This is a genomic window from Frankia gtarii, assembly GCF_025403375.1.
In the GTDB taxonomy this organism is placed as follows: Bacteria; Actinomycetota; Actinomycetes; order Frankiales; family Frankiaceae; genus Frankia; species Frankia gtarii.
This window is the reverse complement of record NZ_JAMPTM010000184.1, coordinates 1-13,663: the sequence shown is the minus strand read 5'-3', so window position 1 is coordinate 13,663 and position 13,663 is coordinate 1. Positions and strand designations below refer to the sequence as shown.

At 72.9% G+C, this 13,663-nt stretch carries 14 protein-coding genes; 7 read left to right on the top strand and 7 right to left on the bottom strand.

The genetic code is table 11. The features are described 5' to 3' along the window. Positions 1-864: asparaginase (locus tag NBZ83_RS22420; protein ID WP_261575728.1), on the bottom strand; the 864-nt coding region annotated here is incomplete at its 3' end. Between the two features lie 183 nt (positions 865-1,047). On the opposite strand from NBZ83_RS22420, the gene NBZ83_RS22415 reads away from it, so the two are divergent. Continuing rightward, entirely contained in the window at positions 1,048-1,272 is a 225-nt protein-coding gene (locus NBZ83_RS22415; RefSeq protein ID WP_261570404.1) for an FmdB family zinc ribbon protein, read from the top strand. A gap of 84 nt (positions 1,273-1,356) precedes the next feature. Here NBZ83_RS22415 and NBZ83_RS22410 read toward each other — a convergent pair whose 3' ends face one another. The 5 genes from NBZ83_RS22410 to NBZ83_RS22390 form a co-directional block, all read right to left on the bottom strand. Next, positions 1,357-1,602 carry a hypothetical protein gene (locus NBZ83_RS22410; protein WP_261570405.1) on the bottom strand — a complete coding sequence of 82 codons (246 nt, stop codon included), beginning with the start codon at positions 1,600-1,602 and terminating at the stop codon, positions 1,357-1,359. A 132-nt stretch (positions 1,603-1,734) separates the two neighbouring features. Continuing rightward, positions 1,735-2,271 carry a hypothetical protein gene (locus NBZ83_RS22405; RefSeq protein ID WP_261575727.1) on the bottom strand — a complete coding sequence of 179 codons (537 nt, stop codon included), beginning with the start codon at positions 2,269-2,271 and terminating at the stop codon, positions 1,735-1,737. A 496-nt stretch (positions 2,272-2,767) separates the two neighbouring features. Continuing rightward, a complete protein-coding gene (locus NBZ83_RS22400) occupies positions 2,768-3,169 on the bottom strand; it encodes a DUF2795 domain-containing protein (protein ID WP_261570407.1) in 402 nt (133 codons plus the stop codon). Positions 3,170-3,843: 674 nt separating this feature from the next. Next, on the bottom strand, positions 3,844-4,635 hold the full coding sequence (locus NBZ83_RS22395; RefSeq protein WP_261570409.1) for a metallophosphoesterase family protein: 792 nt from the start codon (positions 4,633-4,635) through the stop codon (positions 3,844-3,846). Then, a complete protein-coding gene (locus tag NBZ83_RS22390) occupies positions 4,632-5,708 on the bottom strand; it encodes a BON domain-containing protein (RefSeq protein ID WP_261570410.1) in 1,077 nt (358 codons plus the stop codon). Before NBZ83_RS22390 ends, NBZ83_RS22395 begins: the two co-directional genes overlap by 4 nt. A gap of 531 nt (positions 5,709-6,239) precedes the next feature. On the opposite strand from NBZ83_RS22390, the gene NBZ83_RS22385 reads away from it, so the two are divergent. From NBZ83_RS22385 to NBZ83_RS22360, 6 genes are all read left to right on the top strand, one after another. After that, a complete protein-coding gene (locus tag NBZ83_RS22385) occupies positions 6,240-6,656 on the top strand; it encodes a MarR family winged helix-turn-helix transcriptional regulator (RefSeq protein ID WP_035923139.1) in 417 nt (138 codons plus the stop codon). Positions 6,657-6,793: 137 nt separating this feature from the next. Next, positions 6,794-8,140 carry a CapA family protein gene (locus tag NBZ83_RS22380; RefSeq protein ID WP_261570413.1) on the top strand — a complete coding sequence of 449 codons (1,347 nt, stop codon included), beginning with the start codon at positions 6,794-6,796 and terminating at the stop codon, positions 8,138-8,140. Between the two features lie 119 nt (positions 8,141-8,259). Further along, positions 8,260-8,781: a DoxX family protein gene (locus tag NBZ83_RS22375; RefSeq protein WP_261570414.1), complete on the top strand. Its 522-nt coding sequence runs from the start codon at positions 8,260-8,262 to the stop codon at positions 8,779-8,781. A gap of 37 nt (positions 8,782-8,818) precedes the next feature. Next, on the top strand, positions 8,819-9,754 hold the full coding sequence (locus NBZ83_RS22370; protein ID WP_261570415.1) for an alpha/beta fold hydrolase: 936 nt from the start codon (positions 8,819-8,821) through the stop codon (positions 9,752-9,754). Positions 9,755-9,779: 25 nt separating this feature from the next. Beyond that, positions 9,780-10,853 (top strand): GNAT family N-acetyltransferase, encoded by a 1,074-nt coding sequence (locus tag NBZ83_RS22365; RefSeq protein ID WP_261570416.1) that lies wholly within the window; start codon positions 9,780-9,782, stop codon positions 10,851-10,853. Between the two features lie 354 nt (positions 10,854-11,207). After that, a complete protein-coding gene (locus NBZ83_RS22360) occupies positions 11,208-13,175 on the top strand; it encodes a substrate-binding and VWA domain-containing protein (protein WP_261570417.1) in 1,968 nt (655 codons plus the stop codon). Between the two features lie 30 nt (positions 13,176-13,205). Here the strand turns inward: NBZ83_RS22360 and NBZ83_RS22355 are convergent, their stop codons facing one another. Then, a complete protein-coding gene (locus tag NBZ83_RS22355) occupies positions 13,206-13,454 on the bottom strand; it encodes a DUF6158 family protein (RefSeq protein WP_136449523.1) in 249 nt (82 codons plus the stop codon). Positions 13,455-13,663: the final 209 nt, after the last annotated feature.

Here is a 13,663-nt window from a genome sequence, read left to right as displayed (position 1 = left end):
CGCCCGCCCACTCCCATCCGCGATCTTGATGGCGACGGTGTGCCCGTCGAGCGTCGCTACCAGGGTGACGCCCTCGGCGCCGTTCTTCGCCAGCACGCCGGGCGCGGCCCGCATCAGGTCGGTGTCGGGGCGCCCGACCCCGCCGACCAGCTCCGGATGGGCCCGCATGGCATCGACGACCCGCCGCTCCGGGCTGCCCGGCGCCGCCTGCACCATCGCCCGCAGCCCGCGGGCGAGCCCGGTGAGCGAGAACGCGAACAGCGGCGCGCCGCAGCCGTCCACCGTCGTACCGGCGATCTCCTCGCCGGTCAGCTCCTCGATCGTGTGACGAATCGTCTGCTGCAGCGGATGGTCCGGCTCGGTGTAGTTCGTCACCGGCCAGCCGGCGGCCACGCAGCAGGCGATCATCCCGGCGTGTTTGCCCGAGCAGTTCATCAGGACCGGCTCCGCGCGCCCGCCGGCACGCAGGTGGGCCTCGGCCGCGGCCGTGCCCAACGGCAGATCGGCGGTGCATCGCAGGGCGTCCGCGGAGTACCCGGCCACCGAGAGGATCTCCAGTACCCGGGCCAGATGCGCCGGCTCGCCACTGTGCGAGCTCGCGACCACAGCCAGCAGGTCACTTGGGATGTTCCGGCTCAAAAAGACCCCGTCGAGACCGGCACGCAGCATCGCGGCGGCCTGGAGAGGCTTGACCGCCGAACGGGGAAACACCGGTTTGTCGGGCGCGCCCACCCGCAGGGCGACGGCACCGTCGCGGCCGAGACCCACCACGGTGCCGTGATGCAGGCTCTCGACAAACGGCGCGCCACTGCGCAACCCCCGGACTACCTCGGCTACCACCTGCGGACCCTCCGGCGGCTCCATGGCTGTCAGGGTACGACGGCGCTCTCGCCGGTGCGGGCGCCATGCCGCATCTCCCACATCCGGCGAAAAGCCCGGTCCCGACGCCGGCTCGGGTCTCCCCGCCGGACCGGCCCCGCCCGCGACCGTCGCTGCGGAGGAGCCGGACCGCTACCCGGACGTGTCCGGGCGACATATCCTGGTGAGGTGCCTGCTTACGACTACCGCTGCCGGGTGTGCGACGCCTCCTTCGAGGTCCGTCGGAGCATCACCGAGTCCACCCCGACCGATGGGGTGAGCTGCCCCTCCGGCCATGCCGAGACCTCACGGGTCTTCTCTGCGGTGGCTGTCAGCCGCGGCACCGCCGTGCCAGCGATGGCGGCACCGGTGGGCGGCGGCGGAGCGTGCTGCGGGGGCGGTTGCTGCAGCTGACGCCTCCGACGATGCCCGGGCCGTCGTCACCGTCCGGGTGGCTGCGCGGCGACCAGGCCGATTTCGGCGGCTGCGGCCGTAGCCTCACCGCTGGCGGCTACTCGTCCCGCGAGTCTTCGCCGGGCCGCGGGACGCCCGGCTGCGAGGACCCACGTCCACCTGGCGATCCCGCTGGCCGCCCGATGCCGCCGCTCGGTCCTCGATCAGCCGCCGGTGCAGGAGCCGCAGTGTCTCGTCCCGTTCGGTCTGGTTCAGGCCGGAGACGAGGGTCTGCAACAGGCCGCCCGATCCGGGTTTCTGGTCACGGTTGCCGAGCCCACGCATACCCATGAACTCACTCCTACCCGCGGGTGTGCTGCGTCACGCGACACCCGCCCAGAACCCCCCGGGCGAGGCGAGGCCCGCGCGCGCCGCCCGGTCGGGCCGGTGCTCGGGCCGCGGCACCCCTCCGGAACCGCCGGATCAGTCCGACGCCCCCGGACGAGCGGCCCGCCCGCCCGAGGCCGCGCTGCGCTTCGGGTGATCAGCCGGCCGCCGGTCAGCCCGGGACACGCTCGCCGCGCCGAATCCCCCCGGCGCCCGCGCCGCCTGTCCTGCCCGCGCCGCCTGTCCTGCCCGCGCCGCCTGTCCTGCCCGCGCCGCCTGTCCTGCCCGCGCCGCCTGTCCTGCCCGCGCCGCCTGTCCTGCCCGCGCCGCCTGTCCTGCCCGCGCCGGGCGTGCCGACCGGCGAGCCGATCGCAAGACTGAGCCGAGCGAGCGCCGCGACGAGCGCAGCAACGCCAGCGCGCCGGAACTCGTACCGTCCAGCGAGGCGCGCACCGTCCGGCCGTAGGTGCGCAGGACACGCCGGTCGAAGGCGGGCGGCCCGAAAATTATGATCCAGGCGACCCCGAGCGCCCACAGACCGGCGAGGGCTCCGAAGGCCAGAACCCCGAAAGCGCCCAGGACCGCGAAGACCACGAGGAGCGCGACGCTCGCGACCAGGCCCCAGCCGATCAACCGGCCGGGGCTGATCGGCTCCGCCGGTCCCCGCCGAACAGCGGGCGGGCGGGTCGACGCGGCCGCGCGGCGCGCGGCTGGCCGAACAGCCCGGGTCGAGGTGGGCCCCGGTGCCCGGGACGCCCCCGGGTCCCGCGCCGCCTCCGAACCCCGGGATCTCCCTGGATCTCGCGACACCCCTGCGCCCCGAGATGTCCCCGCATCCCGGGGCACGGAGCCGCCTGAGGTAGCTGTGCGCGGCCGTCGATCCAGCACGGTGCGTCCCATAGCTGCTGTCTGCCCCCGTGGTGCAGACGTCATGCAATCGACCTCATGACGCCGGCCACATTCTCCTGCCGCCCAGCGGTTTCGCACCTGACGGCGTTGCGGCGGCGGCGCCGTCAGACATCGGACAGCGGAGGCGACGGCCGCGCCGGCGCCCTCGCGAAGCGATCTGGAGCGCCGGCACTCGCAGCCCGGTTCCGGGCCGAGATCCGTCAGCGCCGCCGCGCCTCGGCTATGCCCCCGTTCGCAGCCCCCGCCACAGCTCGCCGACGGAGGTGAACTGGACGCCGGGCGCCGCCGCCGCGACCTCCTCGACGACCCGGTCCGGGGCGTGCTGATAGCGGAGATGGTCGATGATCTCCTCCCGTTCCGCGGGGAAGACCGCCCGGCCGAGCCAGCGGGCAAGCTCGGAACGGTCCTCGACGTCGGCCAGCGTCATGCCGGCCGACGCGCCGGCCCGGGACTGGGCGGGGTCCGGGAACTGCACATCGCCGGGCAGCCCGTCCGTCGGTTCGACGGAGCGCCATTCCTCCGCCCGGGTGTCCCGGCCACTGCGTACGAACCCGGAGACCTCGTGCGCCATGGCGTCATCGCGCCACGGTCCGTGCTTGGAGCTTCCCCGATCCACTGCCATGTCTCGTTCCTTCCTCCGTCGCCGCCCGCGGGCGGCGGTGGGTGGTCGAGAGTCCGACGGCCAGGCGGTTGACGGCACCTGGGAGATGCGGTCACCCCGTTCGTCCCGCCGGATCCGCGTCGCGCAGGGGATGTGCACGCTGGGGCACGAAGCAAACCCCCGCACGGGTCGCACGGGTCGCACGGGTCGCACGGATGGACCGCATGCCCCGAATGGACGATCCGGGGGCACCACAAGTGGGCCAGTGATACGGACAGGAGATGGTCCGATTGGGTCAGGATCTTGGTAGTCCGCAGCGGTCGGTGGTGTGCCCCGCGCGGGGGATCGGGTGGCCCGGCCGTGCGCACCCGGAATAGGGAGAAAGCCCCGATGGGGCCATCGGCGGCGCAGGTGGCACGCCCGGACGGACCATGCCCCCACGGGTGGCCCACGCGGGTGGTGGCTGTCTGGGCGACGGGCCCGATCGGGCGGGTGCTCCCCGCCCATATCGGCTCGAGCAACCCAGGAGTGCATCCCCTACCTGGGCCACGCGGATACCCCCCACTCGGACTATTCAGGCCCGGAAGCCAGGTCCGTGAGCATGCGGATGGTCGTGCCGATCATTGTGGCCGCAGGTCGGTGGGTCGACGATCGGGCGACGGAGGACCGGCCGCCACAGGACCTTCGAGCGGCAGTCACAGCCCCGTCGGAGCCGCGAGATCGACCGCCGGTGTCGGCAATGGCGCCGCCATCCGCGCTCCCTCGACAGCCGCCCCCACGCCTACGACATAGATCGCGCAGGGCCTTCCGATCACCGGTCGGGCGACATTGCGGACCGGTACTCCGCCCGCTGTCGACCCGCGTTCCGAGCCTGCGTGGGCGTGCCCGTGTAAGGCGAGGCCAGCACCGCCGGCATCCATCGCCTCGGCGAGGTGATAGCTGCCGAGAAAGGGATAGATCTCGGCCCGCTCGCCGATCAGGGTGTCCGGAATCGGGGCGTAATGGGTCAAAGCAATACGAAAGTCGCAGTCCAGCGCATCCAGCGCATGCTGGAGCCTGGCGGCAACCTCCTTCGTATGCCGAACGAAGGCCTTCATCAGCGGCTCACCGAAGTCCGATCCGCTCGCGCCGGCAAAGCCGCCGCCAAATCCCTTGACCCCGGCAACCCCGAGACGCTCGCCGTCGACATCCACCACCGTTGAGGTGCCTTCAAGCACCGTCACGCCGGCGCCGGTCAGGATGGCGGCGATCTCGCGCTCGGCATCGCCGTGATAATCGTGGTTGCCGAGCACGGCGATGACCGGCAGCGGCGCGCCCGCCACCTCCGCCGCGACGACCTCGGCCTCGGCGGGCAGCCCGTGCTGGGTGAGGTCACCCGCCAGCAGCAGCACGTCCGCGCGCCCGGCGAGGCCGCGGACGACCGGCCCGAAGGTGCCGCCGCTGTCCGCTCCCAGATGGATGTCGCCGACGGCGGCGATGCGCATCATGAAATGGTCTCCACGCTCGCGGGTTCGTCGGCCACCGTGACGCGGCCGGTGACGGTGACCTCGTTGCGGACCGGCCGACCGGGAGCGGCCTCGGTCAGCACATCCGCGACGGCCCGGCGGCGGACGTCGGTGGCGACCTCACCCTCGACGAGGATGCGCCCGTCGGCGACCATCACCTCGAGGCCGAGCTCCGCGACCCGCGGGTCCTCGGCGAGGCGGTCGTGCAGCTCCCCCGCCAGGTACTCGTCGGCCTCGGCCAGGTCCATCTCGACCTGGTCGCCAGGGGGCGACGTGGTGACCGCGGTGACGGCCTCGGGCTGCCCGGAGTCGGTGCCGGGCTCGACCGTGTTCTGCCGGTCGTGCGCGCCCCCGCGTTGCGCCGTCGGTTTCCCGCGGTTGCCGGCCGCTTTGCTGTCTTCCAAACAATTGCCTTGCGTCGAACGGCCCTCAGCCCTGCTGCCTTTCGCTCCGCCGGCCCGTTGCGCCGGGTCACCTTCCGTCCCGTCGGGGCGTTCCGGCGCCGCGGAAAGCTCACTCTCGCCGGGCCTGGCGGCGGTCGGGACGGAGTCGGCCGGCGGAATGAGATTGAGCCGGGTGGCAACCAGCAACGCGGCCTCGGCGAAGGGCGAAGCGGCGGTGGACCGGCGAACCTGATCCCAGTCGACCTGCTCGCGCATCGCCCGAATCATCGGTAGTACCCGGGTCAGATCGCAGTAGCGCTCCTCCAGCGCCAGCAGGGTCATCTCGAACCAGTCCGTGGCGTCAAGGACGGGCATCCGAACCGAGTCCACCGACATCTCGCTGGACCGTTCCAACATCTGCCGGGTGACCGCGCGACCGACCGGATGGTGGATGAGATCGACGAGCACCTCGCCGTCGAACACCTTGGTGAGCCAGTCCTCCGGCGGATCCACGGGGCGCAGACCGCTGGCCGCCAGAACCTCCACCGCCCGCGACACATCCTCTTCCCGCAGCATGAAATCCACGTCGTGAACGGGCTCGGGGCCGCCACGGGCCCAGCACGCGTAGCTCCCCCCCAGGGCGAACGGGATGTCCGCCTCCTTCAGGGTCACGGCAACCCGTTTCAGACTCTCCCGCAGACCTCTGGGCGCATCCTCCATACCGCAGCCCGTACCCGCCTGTGCCCTGTGATGCACCTCGCGCGGGGTGCCGGGTGGTTGCGGGTGTCCCTGTCGCGATCCCGACATCCCCGAACGGCTACCCCAAAGCGGTGACAAGACTACTACGCAAGTGCCGGGATGTCCGGCTATCCGTAGTTATAATTTCACTACATGCCACAGGAGTTACGGCTTCGACGTCGGAGCGCCACCCGATTCTCACACCCTGGCGACAACGAGCGTCGGCATGAGCGATGATGACCTTTGCGGCGAACTCGTCGGCCGCTCACTTCGACACCGGATTGGAAGCGAACCCTGAACGCGCGCACACGATCCGACCAGTTGCCCAGGGGTGTCGGTGAAGACACCGGCGTGCTGGAACATTCCGGCGAGCGCCTGCCCGGGCAACGCAGCACCGAGCCGGCCAACCTGATCACCCAGCCGGCCCAGCCGGCCGAGCCGGCCAGCACCAGCGGCGTGGTGGACATGTCCAGCCATCCAGGCCAGCTGGCCCGCCGGCTGCAGCAGGTGACCTATCAGCTATGGACCACGACGGTCTCCACCGAGACCACTCCACCGCAGTTCGTGGTCCTCAACAGTCTCCTCGCCGATCCTGACATCGATCAGCGCACGCTCGGTGAACGGGCGTCGCTCGACCGGTCCACGGTCGCCGATGTGGTGGCGAGGCTCGTCCAGAGAGGTCTCATCCGCCGGGTCCGCGACCCGCGTGACGGCCGCCGCAACGTGCTACGGCTGACCAAACGAGGCGAGTCGACCCACGGCCAGGTGGCGGACCGCATCGAACAGATGAACGACAAGCTACTCGCCCCCCTGTCCCGGGAGGAACAGGGAACGCTGCTCTCCATGCTGACGCGGATCGTCGACCAGGGCGGCCCGCGCTAGCACGAGCACTACTCATCGTTTATATTCGGTAACGCTAGGACGTCAATTCGATCCGACCGGCACCGAGGACGATGCAGCGACTCCGTCGGCCCGACGCGCGGCGTCGCCCCCGATCACTTGGCGCCCCGCTCCCGGGCTTGTCCGCACTTCGGCGACTCGCTGTCGTCGGGCTCGCCAGCCTCGCGGTCGGCACCGTCGGCATCACCGCCTCGTCCCCGCTCCACGGGCGCGAGGCCGCCCGGCCCGCCAGTTCCCTCCCGGCGGGCCGTCCCGACCGCGGTGAGCCCGACGGCGGTCCACGCTCCGCCGATCGCGACCTGCCCGGCGGGGTCCCGCCGCACGGTATTCGGCCGGGTCTGACCCGGCCGAATGGGGCCAGCGCCTCGTTCGGTCCCGAGGCCACGTCCATCACCCTCGTCGCGGTGGGCGAGATCGATCTGTCTCGGACTGTCGACCCACGGGTGGCCCTGGTGGCCCTGCGTGGCTACGGCACCGCAGCCGATCTCGCCCTCTGCCGGCTGGCGGCGCCCCTGCCCGCGTCCCCCGACGCCCCAGACGGCCGGGACGCCCCGGGCGGCCGTCCCGAGGGCGGGGATGCCGCCGCCGCGCTCGCCGGCGCCGGCTTCGACCGCTGCGACACGGACGGCGTCGATCCTCCCGGCAGCGCGGCGGCACGACGCACCCGGACGGCCCTCGACCGCGCGGGCATCGCCGTGTCCGTTCCGTCGGACGGCGGCACCCGGACACAGATCGCGACCGAGACGGTCCGGGGCACGAGGATCGCCCTGCTGTCCTACCTCGGCTCCGCCGCCACGACTGCCACGGCCGGTCTCACCGCCGAGCGGATCGGGCGGGACGCCGCCCGCGCCCGCGTCGACGGCGCCGATCTCGTCGTCGCGCAGCTCGCCTGGGGCCGGCCCGGCCAGCAGGCCGTGACGCCGCACCAGCGCGACCTGGCCCGCGCGCTGCTCACCTCGTCCGACGTGGACCTGATTCTCGGCAGCGGCGGCGGGAGCCCGCTGCCGATCGAGCGGATCGCCGGCCGCTACGTCGCCTACGACCTGGGCACCCTGATCGCCGCGCCGGCGGCCGGCGGCCGCGCGGGCGCCACCGGGGTCGGCTCGGCGGACGGCGGGGAGTCCACGGCGCCGGGCCGCGACGGCGTGGTGCTGACCATCCAGGTCCGGCGCACGGCCCTGGGCTGGACGGTGGCCGGGCTTACATATACCCCGACCTGGACGGATTCTTCCGGTGCCGCCAGCTGGCCGATCGCCGACAGGTTGGACGACCGCGGCACGCCCGCGCCGGGCCGGGCCCTGTTGAACGCCTCCTGGCAGCGCACCGTCGCGGCCGTCGGGGCACTCGGCTCGACCGACGGGGTCCGGGTCGACCGGGTTCCCCGCGATCCGCCACCGGACCGTCCCGGCGGGCCCGCCGGGCCGCCGGAACCCGGCCAGGCGGGCGGCGTCGATCCGAGGGGATAAGGAATAGATCGAACTTAGTGCAATTAGCGTGTCTTCCTCATCGACCCGATACTGTCAGCGCTGCGGCAGCGGCGTGACGGACGCCGTCCACCCAGGTGGCCGTTCCGAGGAGGAGACACGTGACATCGCCTGACACCGCGGCCCTGGTGCTCCGGGTCATCGTGGGTCTCACTCTGGTCGCCCATGGCTACAACCACGTCTGGGGGCCGGGCGGGATCAAGGGCACGGCCGGCTGGTTCCAGAGCATGGGCCTGCGCCCCGGCATCGTGCACGCCTGGGCCTCCGGTCTCGTCGAGCTCGCCGCGGGATTCGGGCTGGTCTTCGGCTTCCTCACCCCGTTCAGCGCCGGCGGCATCATCGGCACGATGGTCGTCGCGGGCATCACGGCGCACCGCAACAACGGCTTCTTCATCTTCAAGCCGGGCCAGGGTTACGAGTACGTCCTGATGATCGCGGCCGTGTGCGCGGCGATCGGCATCCTCGGCCCCGGCAAGGCGTCACTGGACCACGCGATCGGCATCGAGCTCGACGGCTGGGCCGGCGGCCTGATCGCGATCCTGCTCGGCGTCGGCGGGGCCGCGCTGCTGCTGGCGACCGCCTGGCGCCCGGAGCGCAAGCCGGCCGAGTCGGCCGACGCCTGAGCGAGTCGCCCGGTGGCGGGGCACCCAGGCGAACAGTGTGCTCATACTGACCTACGTGCCTGCGAACTCCGACAGCGAACAGCTGACGTCGACACCGTCCGCCCCGTCCCTGCGCATCCCCAGCGGCGGGTTGACCCTCGCCGCGGACACCTACGGTGACGACACCGACCCTCCGGTGGTCTTACTCCACGGCGGCGGCCAGACCCGCCACTCCTGGCGGCGCACCGCTCGCCGGCTCGGTGTCGAAGGCTGGTACGCCCTCACGGTGGACCTGCGCGGCCACGGTGACTCCGGCTGGTCCCCCGAGGGCGACTACGCCCTCGACGCCTTTGCCGACGACGTGCTCGCCCTGCGCCGCACCCTCGGCCGGCCGCCGGTGTTCATCGGCGCATCGCTGGGCGGGATTGCCTCGCTCGCCGCGATCGGCCGCGACCCCGACGTCGCACGCGGCCTGGTCCTCGTCGACGTGTCGCCGTTCCTGCAGCCCCGGGGCACCGGACGGATCATGGAGTTCATGCGGGGCGCGCCGGACGGCTTCGCCTCCGTGCAGGACGCCGCCGACGCGGTCGCCGCCTACCTGCCACACCGGGAGCGCCCACGCGACCCCACCGGGCTTCGCAAGAACCTCCGCTTCACCGACGGACGCTGGTACTGGCACTGGGATCCGGCGTTCGTCTTCCCGCCGGAGGGCCACGACCCGCGGCTGCGGCTACGCACGCCGCTGGAGGAGCTGTCCGCCATCGTGACGAGGCTGCGGATCCCGACCATGCTCGTGCGGGGCGGCCAGTCCGACGTGCTCAGCGAGGACGACGCCCGCCGGTTCCTCGACCTCGCCCCGCACGCGGAGTACTGCGACGTCGCCGGGGCGCACCACATGGTGGCCGGCGACGACAACGCCGTCTTCGACGTGCGGATCCTCGACTTCCTCCAGCGCCGGATCCGCCCCCGTCTGGTCCTGGGCCCCGCCGGCTGACCCGTCATCCGGGTACGCCCAGCTCATGGACGCCGCCCCAGCCGAGGACCCCATCCCAGCAGAGGACGCCACGTCGATCGACCAGGCCACGTCGGTCGAGGACGGCGGGCCGCCCGCGGTCGCCGGTCTGCTGCTGGCGGCTGGGGCAGGGCGGCGGATGGGGCGTGCCAAGGCTCTGGTGGAGCTCGGCGGCGAGACCCTGGCCGCGCGGGGCGTCCGGCTGCTCGCCGCCGGCGGGTGCACGCCGGTCGTGATCGTCATCGGCGCCGCCGCGGACGAGGTCGGCGCGGCCGTGGCCGATCTCGCCACCGAGGACCGCGGGCCGACGACCCCGACAACCCCGACAACCCCGGATCGCCGCGCTCCCAGGGGGGCGGACCGTCCCGGGTGGGTGGCGGTGCGTCTGGTGCGGGCGGACGGCTGGGCCGAGGGCATCGGGGCCTCCCTGCGGGCCGGGCTCGAGGCTCTCGCCGGCACCGGCGCCGACGCCGCGGTCGTGACGCTGGTGGACCAGCCCGGCCTGACCGCAGCCGCGATCCGCCGCCTGGTCGACGCCGCCGCGCCGGCCGGCGGCTACCAGCGGTATCCCGCGCTGACCGCGACCTACCGCGGGCAGCCGGGCCATCCCGTCCTGCTGCGCCGGGCTGTCTGGGCCGACGTCGCCGTCCTCGCCCGCGGGGAGGTCGGCGCGCGGGCCTGGCTGCGCGCCCACCCGGCGGCGGTCGGCCGGGTGGCCTGTGACGGCCTCGGCACCCCCGCGGACGTCGACACTCCAGCCGACCTCGCCGACATCGGGGAGGATGCCGGCATGGACCTGTCTGTCACCGACAACACCGACCGCTTCCGCTACGAGGCGCTGACGCCGACCGGCGAGGTCGCCGGTTTCGCGCAGTACCAGAAGCGGGCAGATCGGATCATCTTCATCCACACCGAGGTGAGTCCGGAGTTCTCCGGCCAGGGCGTGGGCTCCACCCTCGCCGCCGAGGCATTGGACGATGTTCGCCGGCAGGGCCTGGCCGTGGTCCCTCAGTGCCCCTACATCCGCACGTTCATCGATCGCCATCCGGCCTACGCCGATCTCGTCGTGGCCGACGCCTGAGCCCCGGCCCGACTGACGCGGAGCGAACATCTGGCCTGGTAGGACACCATGTCGACGACGTGAGAAACGGAGGAACAACGCCGAGCCCCTGATTTCCAAGATGAGCTGACGGCCGGCCCGCGGCTGGCAGTATCGGCGGCACGAAACCCGATGCGAGGCACAACGCTCCCGATTCCCGGATCGGCGGGGAACGGCGGGGAGTGCGGTCGACCGTTGCGCGGTGGGCTCGGCGGGAGAAGTAGTTACATCATCGTGGTGGCGGCGGGTTCGGAACAGCCGCGGCGCCTCCCGTGAAAGGACGTCTGTGTGTCCGACGCCCGTCATCGGTCCCCAGCTGGAGGTCCCCGCGGCGCCGTGCCACGCCGCCGCGACCGGCGTGTCGGCAGTCCGCCGCACGGGCGGTTCACGCGGCCTGAGCGGTCCGGCCCGGGCGCTCGGCGCCAGGGCCGGCGGGCCCGCGGGATCGGTCTCGGCGCGCTCAGCAGTGCCGCCCTGCTCGTCCTCGGCGGCCTCACGATCACCGGCGTCGGGTTCGCGGCGGCCTCCGTCTGGCACAGTGGCGCGCCGGACGAGTGCGCCGACGGCACCACCCGGACCACGCTGACCATCACCACCGCCCCGACCCTGACCGCGCCGATCCGCCGGCTGGCCACCGAGTTCAGCCGGGCGCACTCCGACCGGAGTGGGCCCTGTGTGACCTTCGAGGTGTCCGCGACACCGTCCGACCGGGCGCTCGACGCGCTGTCACGCGCGAGTGCGACCGGCTCGGCCGTTCCGGACGTGTGGATCCCCGAGTCGGCGGACTGGCTGGAGCTGGGGCAGGAGTCGAACAGCGCGGCGCAGCAGCTACCGGCGCGGGCGACGACGATCGCCGGTTCCCCCGTCGTCATCGCGATGCCCCGGCTGATGGCGCAGCAGCTCGGCTGGCCCGAGCATCACCTGACCTGGGCTGATCTCGCGGCGGACGCGAACAGGACCGCCTTCTGGCCGAGCCGCGGGGAGCCCCGGTGGGGCGAGTTCCGCCTCGCCATGGCCAACCCGGAGAACTCGGCGGCGGCGCTGCGGGCGGTCATCGGCACGGTCGGGGCGGCGCGCCGGCTGGCTCCCGCGGACATGACGCCGGGCACCTTCGACCAGGATCGGACGACCCAGGCCACGGTGCTGCGGCTGGAGCGCTCGATCGACTGGCTGCCACAGTACGACCACCAGCTGTTCGACGCGGTCCGCGGCGGGGGCTCGGACGGCACCGGCGGCGGCGCACCATCCGCCTTCCCCGCTTTGGAGTCCGACGTCATCGCCTACAACCGGACCTTGGCGGTCCGGGCAGGATCCATCTCCGCGTCGACGCTGGTCGCCTCCTACCCGGCCGACGGCGCGTTCACGGCAACAGTGCCCTACATCGTCCTCAAGCGGACGACGGACTCGGCGCCCAAGCGCGCCGCGGCGACCGCCTTCGCCGCCTACCTGCGCGGCGATGCCGGGCGGCAGGCGCTGACCGCGGCCGGCTTCCGCACCCCGATGGAACTGCAGGGCCGCGACGACCCGGACGGGCTGTCGGCGAGCCTCAACGTCACCGACGGTGTGCGGTCCACCCCGCCGAAACTCGCCAGCACCGACGCCTCGGACAACGTGCTCGGGACCGCGCGTCGATTCTTCCGGCACAGCCGGGAACGCGGGGCCACGCTCGCCGTGCTCGACACGTCCGGTTCGATGGCACTGCCGCTGACGGGCGACACCGGTCGCACCCGCCTCCAGGCGGCCGCGGACACGGCGCTGGCCGGCCTGCGGCTGTTCGCCTCGGACAGCGAGGTCGGGCTCTGGCAGTCGTCCGCCGAACTGCCTGGGGGCCACCGGGAACTCGCCCCACTGGCCCGACTGAACGCGCCGGGCCACACCGGCACCCAGCGCGGCGACCTGACCGCGGCACCGGCGAGCCTGAAACCGGCCGGCAGCAGCAACCTCTACTCGACCGCGGTCGCGGCCGTGCGGCAGCTGACCGACAGGTTCGCCTCGGGCCGGATCAACCGCGTCGTCCTGTTCACCGACGGTGACAGCAACGCGGGCGGCGACGATCACGCCGACAGCGAGCAGCCGGGGCGGCCAGCGGCGAATCCCGAACCGACACTCAACCAGGCGGTTTCCGCGCTGCAGGCTGCCGCCGATCCGCGCCGGCCCGTCCAGCTCATCGTCATCGCCAGCGACCCCGGCGCGGATCTCGCCGCGTTGCAGCGCCTGGCCGGGGCCACCGGCGGCCACGCCTACCTGACCCCGGACGCGGACGACCTGTTCGACATCTACGTCAACACGCTCACCGGCGGCTGATCCCAGCCCCGGCCCGCGACGCCGGGCGGCTTACCCCGCGACGCCGGCGGCGCGGCGACGCCCAGCCCGGGTGCGCCGTGGATCGGGGCTGGCGGCGTTCGGGAAACGCCGCAGGTACTCGCGTTCGAGTTCCAGCATGCGCAAGGTGTGGGTCTCGAACGCGTCCTCGCTGCCGGCGATGAACGCGTCGTGCCGGGTGCGGTGCAGGTGCCGCAGCTCCCGGACGAGGTCGTCGTCAGCCAGGTTGGGGGCGGGAATGCCCGCGGGTCGGTGCGTCATGGTCTGGGTCTACCCGCTCCGCCAGCAGCTTCAGCGCCGATTCCGGCCGCGGCCGTCAAAGCTGCCCGGAGTCACCACGCTAGCCCGGAGTCACCACGCTAGCCCGGAGTCACCACGCTAGCCCGGAGTCACCACGCTAGCCCGGAGTCACCACGCTAGCCCGGAGTCACCACGCTAGCCCGGAGTCACCACGCTAGCCCGGAGTCACC

Bases quoted from the DNA above. Each gene is read 5' to 3' on its own strand.
- NBZ83_RS22355 (WP_136449523.1), bottom strand. From the start codon at position 13,454: ATGACGCACCGACCCGCGGGCATTCCCGCCCCCAACCTGGCTGACGAC.
- NBZ83_RS22395 (WP_261570409.1), bottom strand. From the start codon at position 4,635: ATGATGCGCATCGCCGCCGTCGGCGACATCCATCTGGGAGCGGACAGC.
- NBZ83_RS22365 (WP_261570416.1), top strand. From the start codon at position 9,780: ATGGACGCCGCCCCAGCCGAGGACCCCATCCCAGCAGAGGACGCCACG.
- NBZ83_RS22400 (WP_261570407.1), bottom strand. From the start codon at position 3,169: ATGGCAGTGGATCGGGGAAGCTCCAAGCACGGACCGTGGCGCGATGAC.
- NBZ83_RS22410 (WP_261570405.1), bottom strand. From the start codon at position 1,602: ATGGGTATGCGTGGGCTCGGCAACCGTGACCAGAAACCCGGATCGGGC.
- NBZ83_RS22385 (WP_035923139.1), top strand. From the start codon at position 6,240: ATGTCCAGCCATCCAGGCCAGCTGGCCCGCCGGCTGCAGCAGGTGACC.